General features: G+C 55.5%; 8 protein-coding genes. 3 read left to right on the forward strand and 5 right to left on the reverse strand.

Annotated elements, in window-relative coordinates:
- Positions 1 to 3: 3 nt before the first annotated feature.
- Both Q0I19_RS10530 and Q0I19_RS10535 read left to right on the forward strand, forming a co-directional pair.
- The gene (locus Q0I19_RS10530) at positions 4 to 1,512 is read left to right on the forward strand and encodes a HAMP domain-containing sensor histidine kinase (protein WP_294760347.1); all 1,509 of its coding nucleotides are present in this window, start codon (positions 4 to 6) and stop codon (positions 1,510 to 1,512) included.
- Positions 1,513 to 1,523: 11 nt separating this feature from the next.
- Positions 1,524 to 1,997 carry a hypothetical protein gene (locus Q0I19_RS10535; protein WP_294760346.1) on the forward strand — a complete coding sequence of 158 codons (474 nt, stop codon included), beginning with the start codon at positions 1,524 to 1,526 and terminating at the stop codon, positions 1,995 to 1,997.
- Between the two features lie 288 nt (positions 1,998 to 2,285).
- Here the strand turns inward: Q0I19_RS10535 and Q0I19_RS10540 are convergent, their stop codons facing one another.
- Positions 2,286 to 3,899, reverse strand: a complete 1,614-nt coding sequence (locus tag Q0I19_RS10540) for a peptide chain release factor 3 (RefSeq protein ID WP_294760344.1) — start codon at positions 3,897 to 3,899, stop codon at positions 2,286 to 2,288.
- A gap of 220 nt (positions 3,900 to 4,119) precedes the next feature.
- Between Q0I19_RS10540 and Q0I19_RS10545 the strand changes: the two genes are divergently transcribed.
- Positions 4,120 to 4,833 carry a M23 family metallopeptidase gene (locus Q0I19_RS10545; protein ID WP_294760343.1) on the forward strand — a complete coding sequence of 238 codons (714 nt, stop codon included), beginning with the start codon at positions 4,120 to 4,122 and terminating at the stop codon, positions 4,831 to 4,833.
- A 435-nt stretch (positions 4,834 to 5,268) separates the two neighbouring features.
- Here the strand turns inward: Q0I19_RS10545 and gltX are convergent, their stop codons facing one another.
- The 4 genes from gltX to Q0I19_RS10565 all read right to left on the reverse strand — a co-directional run bounded on the left by gltX (position 5,269) and on the right by Q0I19_RS10565 (position 8,753).
- The gene (gltX, locus tag Q0I19_RS10550) at positions 5,269 to 6,711 is read right to left on the reverse strand and encodes a glutamate--tRNA ligase (RefSeq protein ID WP_294760342.1); all 1,443 of its coding nucleotides are present in this window, start codon (positions 6,709 to 6,711) and stop codon (positions 5,269 to 5,271) included.
- Positions 6,712 to 6,904: 193 nt separating this feature from the next.
- Positions 6,905 to 7,285 carry a hypothetical protein gene (locus tag Q0I19_RS10555; RefSeq protein ID WP_117998218.1) on the reverse strand — a complete coding sequence of 127 codons (381 nt, stop codon included), beginning with the start codon at positions 7,283 to 7,285 and terminating at the stop codon, positions 6,905 to 6,907.
- Positions 7,286 to 7,410: 125 nt separating this feature from the next.
- Positions 7,411 to 8,013 carry a Type 1 glutamine amidotransferase-like domain-containing protein gene (locus tag Q0I19_RS10560; RefSeq protein WP_296023721.1) on the reverse strand — a complete coding sequence of 201 codons (603 nt, stop codon included), beginning with the start codon at positions 8,011 to 8,013 and terminating at the stop codon, positions 7,411 to 7,413.
- Positions 8,014 to 8,246: 233 nt separating this feature from the next.
- Positions 8,247 to 8,753 carry a helix-turn-helix domain-containing protein gene (locus tag Q0I19_RS10565; RefSeq protein WP_294760340.1) on the reverse strand — a complete coding sequence of 169 codons (507 nt, stop codon included), beginning with the start codon at positions 8,751 to 8,753 and terminating at the stop codon, positions 8,247 to 8,249.
- Positions 8,754 to 8,985 lie beyond the last annotated feature (232 nt).

Here is an 8,985-nt window from a genome sequence, read left to right on the forward strand (position 1 = left end):
GCCATGGTCAAATACCCTGCACACAAACGCCCCGCGCTGGCCATACGCTGGCAGTTGATGCTGTTTATCAGCGCTTTAACGTTGTTTACGCTGGCGCTGATGTGGGCGGTCATCACCTATGGGCTGGAGCCGATGTACAACCGCACACTGCGCGCCCGGCTGGAAAACCGCTGTACGGCCATTACGGCCATGATCGACCGCAGCGACGAAAAAATTTCTCAGCGCACCTACACGGGGCTGTGGCTCAACAGCGATTTCTGGAACAGCGTCAGCGACGCCTTTACCCAGCAGCGCATCGACGTGGACGGCACCTGCGTGGATTTCAGCGATTCCACCCTGCACTGCCTGAAAGCCTACGAAAGCCTGTTCCCCTGCCTTCTGCACGACAGCTCGGCCGCATTCGGCGGCGAATTTGCCTTTACGGCCGACAACCCCGTGGTCATCTCGCTGCGCCAGCAGCTGTTTGAGCAGGGCAGTTTGTACAAAATCATCTCGACCGGCAGCAATCGGCAGATGGTCGTGGGCAGGCTCTCGGCGGACGGCAGCTACGGCGTGCTGGTCTCGGCCAATCTGGCGCAGATCTTCACGGCCGCCGAGGTGCTGCGCAGCCTGCTGCTGCCGCTGTCGCTGGTCTTGCTGGTCATCGACCTGCTGGCGGCGATGCTGTTCAGTCGTTGGATCACCCGCCCCATCCACCGCCTGTCCGCCGCCGCGCGCGAGGTCGCTGCCGGCAACTACGACACCCGCATCACGGTGGAGCACAACGACGAAATCGGACGTCTGGCCGCTGATTTTAACCACATGACCGCCGAGGTCAAGCGCAGTGCCCAGCTGGAAAAGGACATTCTGGCCAACGTCAGCCACGACCTGCGCACCCCCCTGACATTGATAAAAGGCTACGCCGAAACGGTGCGCGACATCACGGGCGACGACGCCGAAAAGCGCACCGAGCAGTGCGGCATCATTGCCGACGAGGCCGACCGCCTGTCGGCGCTGGTCAACAGCGTCATGGAGCTGAGCAAGGTGCAGTCGGGCGCCGAAAAGCCCGAACTCGTGCAGTTCAATATGGACGAACTTTGCTTTGAGGTGGCGGGCCGCTACGACGCCCTGTGTGAGAAAAACCACTGGCAGCTGCAATTTTTGGGCGACGAGCCCTGCCCTGTCAGTGCCGACCCCGCCATGATGGAACGGGTGCTGCACAACCTGCTGGGCAACGCGTTCCACCATATCGGCGCGGACGGCGTGGTGGTCCTGCGCGCCGCACCCCTGCCCGGCGGCGGCTGCCGTGTGGAGGTCACCGACCACGGCCCCGGCATCCCCCCCGACGAGCTGCCGTACATTTTTGACCGCTACTACCGCGCGCGGCAGGATTCCGGCCGCAGCGGCACGGGGCTGGGACTTAGCATCACCAAGGCGATCTTGCAGCAGCACGGCTTTGCCTTTGGCGTAAACAGCGCCGTGGGGCAGGGCAGTACATTCTGGTTTGAAATGCGGGATACCCGCACCGAGTAAAGGAGGAGCCTATGCAGGAACTGAACCGCACCCCCGATGAACACAACGGCGAGACCCCCGCGCCCGAAACGGCGCTGCAGGCACAGCTGGACCGCATTGAGGAGCAGAACCAAAAAATTTTGCGCAATCAGACGATCCACATGGCGGTCACCGTCGTGCTGGCGGTGGTGGTATTGGCGGCGCTGGCCTTTGCCGCCGTGCGCCTGAACGCCGCCTACGCCGAGGTGCTGGACGCCTGCACGCAGGTGGACGCCCTGGCCGAGACCCTGCAAAACAGCCTGGGCACGCTGGACCCCGCCGAGCTGGACGATATGATGCAAAAGCTGCCCGGCATTGTGGATCAGCTGCAAAAATTGGACGTGGATTCGCTGAATAAGGTGCTGGCAGGGCTGCCCGGCCTGATGGAAAATGTCGATGCCCTGCAAAAGCAGGCCGACAGCATCGCCGGGGTGTTCAGCAGCATCGGGGCAATTTTCGGCAGGTAAGGCGAACAAAAACTCCCCTCACGTTTGTGAGGGGAGTTTGGTTTGGAGAAAAAGTCCGTTTCCGGGATATTTGTAGGGATGGGTCTTGACCCATCCGTACATCTGGCCGCGCGCAGCGCATAAAATCGCGCCGAATGGCGCGCGGTTTCCCGATATATCGTGCTATCGGCAAGGCGGCACGGAACGGTCAAGACCGTCCCCTACAAACCCAACGAAGGTTCGCAATCGTCCCGTAAGGTTTTCCGACAAAACCAAAGCGCCCCCTCGGATGAGGGGGCGCTTTTCTGTTTAGAACGTCAAATTGCCGAACTCGGACAATTTCAACGTTTCGTTGTGGTTTTCTGCCCAGTTGATGCTCCACGGGCTGCCGAACAGCAGCAGGGGGTTGCCCTTCATATCCTCGATGGCGCGGGTGTCGCTGGTCAGGTCCAGATGCTTGATGTCCAGCTCGTCGGGGTCGTTCAAGATCCAGCGCAGATGCTCATACGGCAGGGACTGCATACGGATATCGACGTTGTACTCGTTTTTCAAACGGTACTCCAACACTTCCAGCTGCAGCACGCCGACCACGCCGACGATGACCTCCTCCATGCCGGAGCCGAGGTCGCGGAAGATCTGGATAGCACCCTCCTGGGCGATCTGCTCCATGCCCTTGACGAACTGCTTGCGCTTCATCGTGTCCACCTGCGTCACGCGGGCAAAATGTTCGGGCGCAAAGGTCGGGATGCCGGCAAACTGAACGTGCTTTTTGCCGGTGCACAGCGTGTCGCCGATGGAGAAAATGCCCGGGTCAAACAGACCGATGATATCGCCCGCGTAGGCTTCGCTGACGATGGCGCGGTCGTCGGCCATCAGGCTGGTGCCGGTGGCCAGCTTGATGTTCTTGCCCTCCTGCACATGGAACGCCTCCATGCCGCGCTCAAACTTGCCGGAGCAGATGCGCAAAAACGCAATGCGGTCGCGGTGGTTCTTGTTCATATTCGCCTGAATTTTGAACACAAACCCGCTGAACTGTTCACTGCAAGGGTCCACCAGCTCGCCGGTGGCGGCGTCCTTGCGGGGCAGCGGGGCGGGGGTCAGGCGCAGGAACTCTTTCAGGAACGGCTCCACGCCGAAGTTGGTCAAAGCCGAACCGAAGAACACGGGGCTTAATTCGCCGTGCTGCACGGCGTCCAGGTCAAATTCCTCGGCAGCGCCGTCCAGCAGCTCAATGTCCTCGGCCAGCTTTTCGTGGTTGGCCGTGCCAATCAGCGCGTCCAGCGCGGGGTCGCCCAGCTCGGCTTCAATTTCATCGACCATCTTCACGCCGTTGGCGCGTCCGTCGCTTGTGAAAGCCAGCACACGCTTGGCGTTGCGGTCGTACACGCCCTTGAAATCCTTGCCGCAGCTGATGGGCCAGTTCATCGGGTAGGTCTTGATGCCGAGAATTTCCTCGATGTTTTCCATCAACTCAAAGGGGTCGCGTGCCTCGCGGTCCATCTTGTTGACAAAGGTGAAAATGGGGATGTGGCGCAGCGTGCAGACCTTGAACAGCTTGATGGTCTGCGCCTCAACGCCCTTGGCGGCGTCGATGACCATGACCGCGCAGTCGGCGGCCATCAGGGTGCGGTAGGTGTCCTCGCTGAAGTCCTGGTGTCCGGGGGTGTCCAGAATGTTGATGCACTTGCCCTGATAATTGAACTGCAAAACAGACGATGTAACGGAAATTCCGCGCTGCTTTTCGATGTCCATCCAGTCAGAAACGGCGTGCTTGGCGCTTTGCTTGCCCTTGACGGAGCCGGCAGACTGAATCGCCCCGCCGTACAGCAGCAGCTTTTCGGTCAGGGTCGTTTTGCCGGCGTCGGGGTGCGAAATGATCGCAAAGGTGCGCCGGGATTCGATTTCCTCGCGTAACGAAGCCATGGGTCACTCCTTAAATCTATCAAAAACGGTGATAAAAACTACAACACTTTATTCTACACGATTTTGCGACAAAACGCAATAAAAACTTTTTAAGATTATCCAAATTGTATAATATTAAAAATCGTGACCAAAACGGATAACTGTGCCGTGTATAAAACGCCCGCCGTGCGCGCAGACTAGGGGCATACAACAACAATCTGCAGGTAAAGGATGGGGGACAATGGACCGTTTCAAAGCGTTTGTACGGGAAAAGGGTTTGTATCTGTTGTGCCTGGCGGTGGCGTTTGCGGCCACGGCGGCGGGCATTCTGGCGCTGCGGCGCATTGTGGGGCATCTGACGGGGCAGCCCGACGCTGCGTCGGGCCTTGTGGAGCAGGATACCCTGTGGGAGCAGCCCGACACGGCGGTGGAAAAGCCGGTGGTGGATATCCCCAAGCCGACACAGACCCCTACACCTGCGCCGACGGCTACACCGCAGCCCACGCAGCAGCCGATGCGGGCGGCGGAAAGCCAAGTTCCGCAGCAGGCCGTGCGGCCGCGCCCTGCCTGGTACGGCAAGGCGGTGACGCCGTTCAGCGGGGACGAGCTGGTGTACAATGAAACGCTGGGCGATTGGCGCACCCATAACGGCGCGGATTACACGGTGCCGGAGGGCAAGGTCATCACCCCCGCAGTGGGAGGCACGGTCACGGCGGTGCGCAGCGATGCGCTGTGGGGCAATGTGGTGGAGATAACGGATTCCTCCGACATTGTGTGGCGGTATTGCGGGCTGCGCCAGACGCAGGTCACGCAGGGGGAAAAGGTCACGCAGGACACGACATTGGCGGTTCTGGGCAGCCTGCCCGCCGAGGCGCACGTTGGCAGCCACCTGCATTTGGAGTGCATGCAGCACGGGAAATATCTGGACCCGGCGGTGGTGATGGGGGAAAAATAAATAATAGATAATAAATAATAAATAATAAATATGGAGTGCGCGCCGTGCGCGCACATTTTAAGAAAGCGCGATTCCCCGCAAATGCGCGGTAGGGTGGGGTGTATGCCGCCCCACAGGGCAATAAAAATCATTGCACAGCAGGGGCGGGGCATGCCCCGCCCGCGACCGTATATTATAATGAATATAATGGGTTGGTTTGTAGGGGCGGCATATATGCCGCCCGCCGCAGCCAACCCGGTAATGCAACCCAACGGGTAAACCCCGCGGGCGAGCAATGCTCGCCCCTACAACCAAACGGGCAGATGCCATAAAATTTTATGCCGCCCCGAATAAAAATGTGCCCGCGCGGCGGGCACACCAAATTTATTATTTATTATTTCTTCTTTCTTATTTAGCAAAAGCGCCCTCCTGCGAGAGCGCCTTTGCATTTCTGTATTACAGCTTTTCCAAAGCTGCCTTCACGCGGTTCAGGGTTTCCGGCTTGCCCAGCATCGCGGCAAGGTCGGTGCCGCCGCCGGGGGTGCGTGCCTTGCCGGACAGGGCAATGCCCAGCGGGAACAACAGCCAGCCGTTCTTTTTGCCCATCTGCTCCGCCAAAACCTTGCACGCCTCAAAAATGGCGTCGCGGTTCCAGTCGGTCTGGGCTTCCAGCATCGGCAGCAGGGCGCTCAATGCTTCCTTGGCGGATTCGGGGTCGGTTTTCTGCTTTTTATTGCGGTACATCTCGGCGTCAATGGGCAGCACCGCGTCAAAGAAATCCAACTGCGGGGGGATATCCTCCAGCACCTCGCAGCGGGGCTGCAAATTGGCGCACAGCAGGTCGCGGTCAATGTCGCGGTGTACGGCGCTGTCAATAAACGGGTCAGCCAAACGGCGGAACTCCTCGGCAGGCAGGGCGCGGATGTACGCGGCGTTGATGGCGCGCAGTTTCAGCGGGTCAAAAATCGCCGGGGATTTGGAAATACGCGCGGGGTCCCAGATTTTGATCATCTCATCCAGCGAGAAAATCTCCTGCTCGCCCTCGGGCGCCCAGCCCAGCAGCAGCAGATAGTTCAGCACGGCGGCGGGCAGGTAGCCCTTGGCAACCAGGTCCTGATAGCTGGCGTCGCCGTTGCGCTTGCTCAGCTTGTTCTGCGCGTCCTTCATAACGGGCGGGCAGTGGACGTAGATGGGCTTTTCCCAGCCGAACGCCTCATACAGCAGGTTGTACTTGGGCGTGCTGGAAAGATACTCGCTGCCGCGAATGACGTGGGTGATGCCCATCAGGTGGTCGTCCACGACGTTGGCAAAGTTGTAGGTGGGCATACCGTCGGTCTTGATCAGGATCTGGTCGTCCAGCTCCTTGACATCGACCTCAATGTGACCGTACACCACATCGTCAAAGCCCGCCACGCCGGATTCGGGGATTTTCTGGCGGATGACATACGGCTCCCCGGCAGCCAGCTTGGCGGCGACTTCCTCGGCGCTCAGGCTGCGGCAATGCCCGTCATAGTGGGTCATTTCGCCGGCGGCGCGCTGCGCCTCGTGCATTTCGTTCAGGCGCTCCTCGGTGCAGAAGCAGTAGTACGCCTTGCCCGCCGCGACCAGCTGCTCGGCATACTGCTTGAACATCCCCATGCGCTCGCTCTGCACATAGGGACCGACGGGACCGCCGATGTCGGGACCCTCGTCCCAGGTCAGACCGGTGGCCTTCAGCGTGTTGTAGATGATGTCGGTAGCGCCCTCGACCAAGCGGCCCTGGTCGGTGTCCTCGATGCGCAGGATAAAGGTGCCGCCGTTGTGGCGCGCCTGCAAATAGGTATACAAAGCCGTGCGCAGGTTGCCGACGTGCATATAGCCCGTGGGCGACGGCGCAAAGCGGGTGCGAACATTTGCCATAGTGATTACCCCTTTTTTATAATTGCGAATATGACTTTATTATAAGCGCATCGGCGCAAGGTGTCAATGCGGATGGCGGGGAAAGCCTTCCCCTTGGGGGGAAGGTGGCGCGGAACGCGCCGGATGAGGGGGAAATGACCGGAAGTTGCCCCCTCATCCGGCACCGCAGCCCGACAAACTGGAAGTTATCGCTTTACTTTTGTTGTATCTTAGCCAAAATACTTTCTATTACAAGTGTTACTGTTATAAAGGCTCCTACAAGGGTATAGTAGTTTAAGCCATACATCAATGGCAAAAGAGAAATAACTACCGTAATAATGGAAAGGACAAACAATGCTTTGAGAACACCTTTCTTCTTCAATGAAAACAATGAAAGTAAGAAGATGGCAACAGTAAGTGTGGCTGTAATAAGTGGAGCAAAATTTGCATAGCCAAACGGTGTAAGGCTAAAGTATGAGAATGTTTCTTTTACTCTTTCTGTTGGAGATGTTGCAAAAATACAAACTGCTCCCAAGGGTAATAATTCTAACACTATTGTTAAAGCTGGCAAAACCGCTAAGCAGACTTTCTTCATGTTGTATATCTCCTTTACAAATATCGATTTGTCCGTCTTAAACCTGCCCAGTTTCCTGCCAGAACCGAAACCCGTGCATTATGCCCCGCCCCGGCACCGCAGCTTGACAAACTGGAATTTTCAAATTAGTCTTTGCAAATAACCCTTGAACCTTCACCATCAATTACAATTCTCTGATGGTTGTTAATTGGGCATAGATTCAAATCCGAAAATTCAGTCATTATTTTCTCAGTAACTTTCTTAAATGGTGCTGTAAGATAATGCGGAAGAACATAGAAATCAATCAAATCAAGCCCTGCATCATCTTCTTGTGAGTAGTCCTCCGGCTTTTCATCCATTTGCTCGATATATTGGATGCTTGGAGCGCATATAATCGCACCTGCCGATTCACCAATCATCAGTTTTCCCTTTGCCAATTCTTTCTTCAACAGCTCATCCGTTCCCGTTTTACGGAGCTGGTCTATAAGGAAAAAAGAATTTCCGCCGGTAAAATATATCACATCCGCATCTTCAAAAACGGACTGTATCGTTAAATAAGCCTCCGTTGAAATATCAATTTCAGTTACGGCTGCTCCCAGTTTATTGAATAGCTTTCGAGCCGAGCCGACATAACCGGTATAGCCTTCACGCAGCGAAGCTGTGGGAATAAATGCGACTTTCTTGTTATCGATTTCTTCTTTTATCAAACTTCCTACACTTGAAAAGTGCGAACATAAAAACAGTTTCATCAATATTTTCCTTTATATATAAATTCTGATTTGTCTTTCTTACACCAACCCAACCCCGCCGGGGAAAGCCTTCCCCTTGGGGGGAAGGTGGCGCGGTACGCGCCGGATGAGGGAGAAATATCCGGAAGTTGCCCCCTCATCAGTCACCTGCGGTGACAGCTTCCCCCCAAGGGGGAAGCCAAAGCTGCCGTTATGTCCCGCCCCGACATCGCAGCCCGACAAACTGGTGGTTGTCACTGCCTTTTAAGTAAACGCTGTTTGAAGGTTTTTATTCTTTGTCCATAACGACTTGTAAAAACAATCCCGCATAAAATCATTCCGATTGCGGCACCTTCGGCAAAGTTTGAGACTCCATTTAGAACTGCATTATTATTTAGTTCCGTATGGCTAATCAAACTTGCCACAAACCAAAAGATTCCCCCTGCCAGTAAAAGTAAGTGTACACGCTTCGTATATCGCTCTGTTCCCGCATTCATGTACTCTGCCGCTTTTAATACTGTTTCTTTTGTTTCTTTATTCATATTCTCGTTCTTTCTTTCTCCATCAATGAGTTCTCGAAAATCTACCTCATAGAAATCTGCAAGCCCAATGAGAATATCCACATCCGGCATATTGTTTCCGTTTTCCCATCGTGAAACGGTTCGGGAAGAAACACAAAAATGCTCTGCCAGTTGTTCTTGAGTCAACCCTTTGTCCTTGCGAAGGTATTTAAGAAATTTACCTATTTTTTGCTGGTCCATCCGCAGTCCTCCTTTCGCAAAAATCATAACAGAGCCACATAATAAATGCCACGACACAAAGCGAGAATTGCCGCAATTTAAGGGTAGACACATCATGTCTACCGGGATTTAATTGGGAAATTCCGATTTGTTCTATTTGCTCCCCGACAAACCGGAATTGTTTACTGTTTCTTCTTTACAACGAAACCAATAACGAACAAAATAATTGCAGGAATTACCAAAAACAAAGCAT

Origin of the sequence: uncultured Gemmiger sp., assembly GCF_934561205.1 — a bacterium.
GTDB lineage: Bacteria > Bacillota > Clostridia > Oscillospirales > Ruminococcaceae > Gemmiger.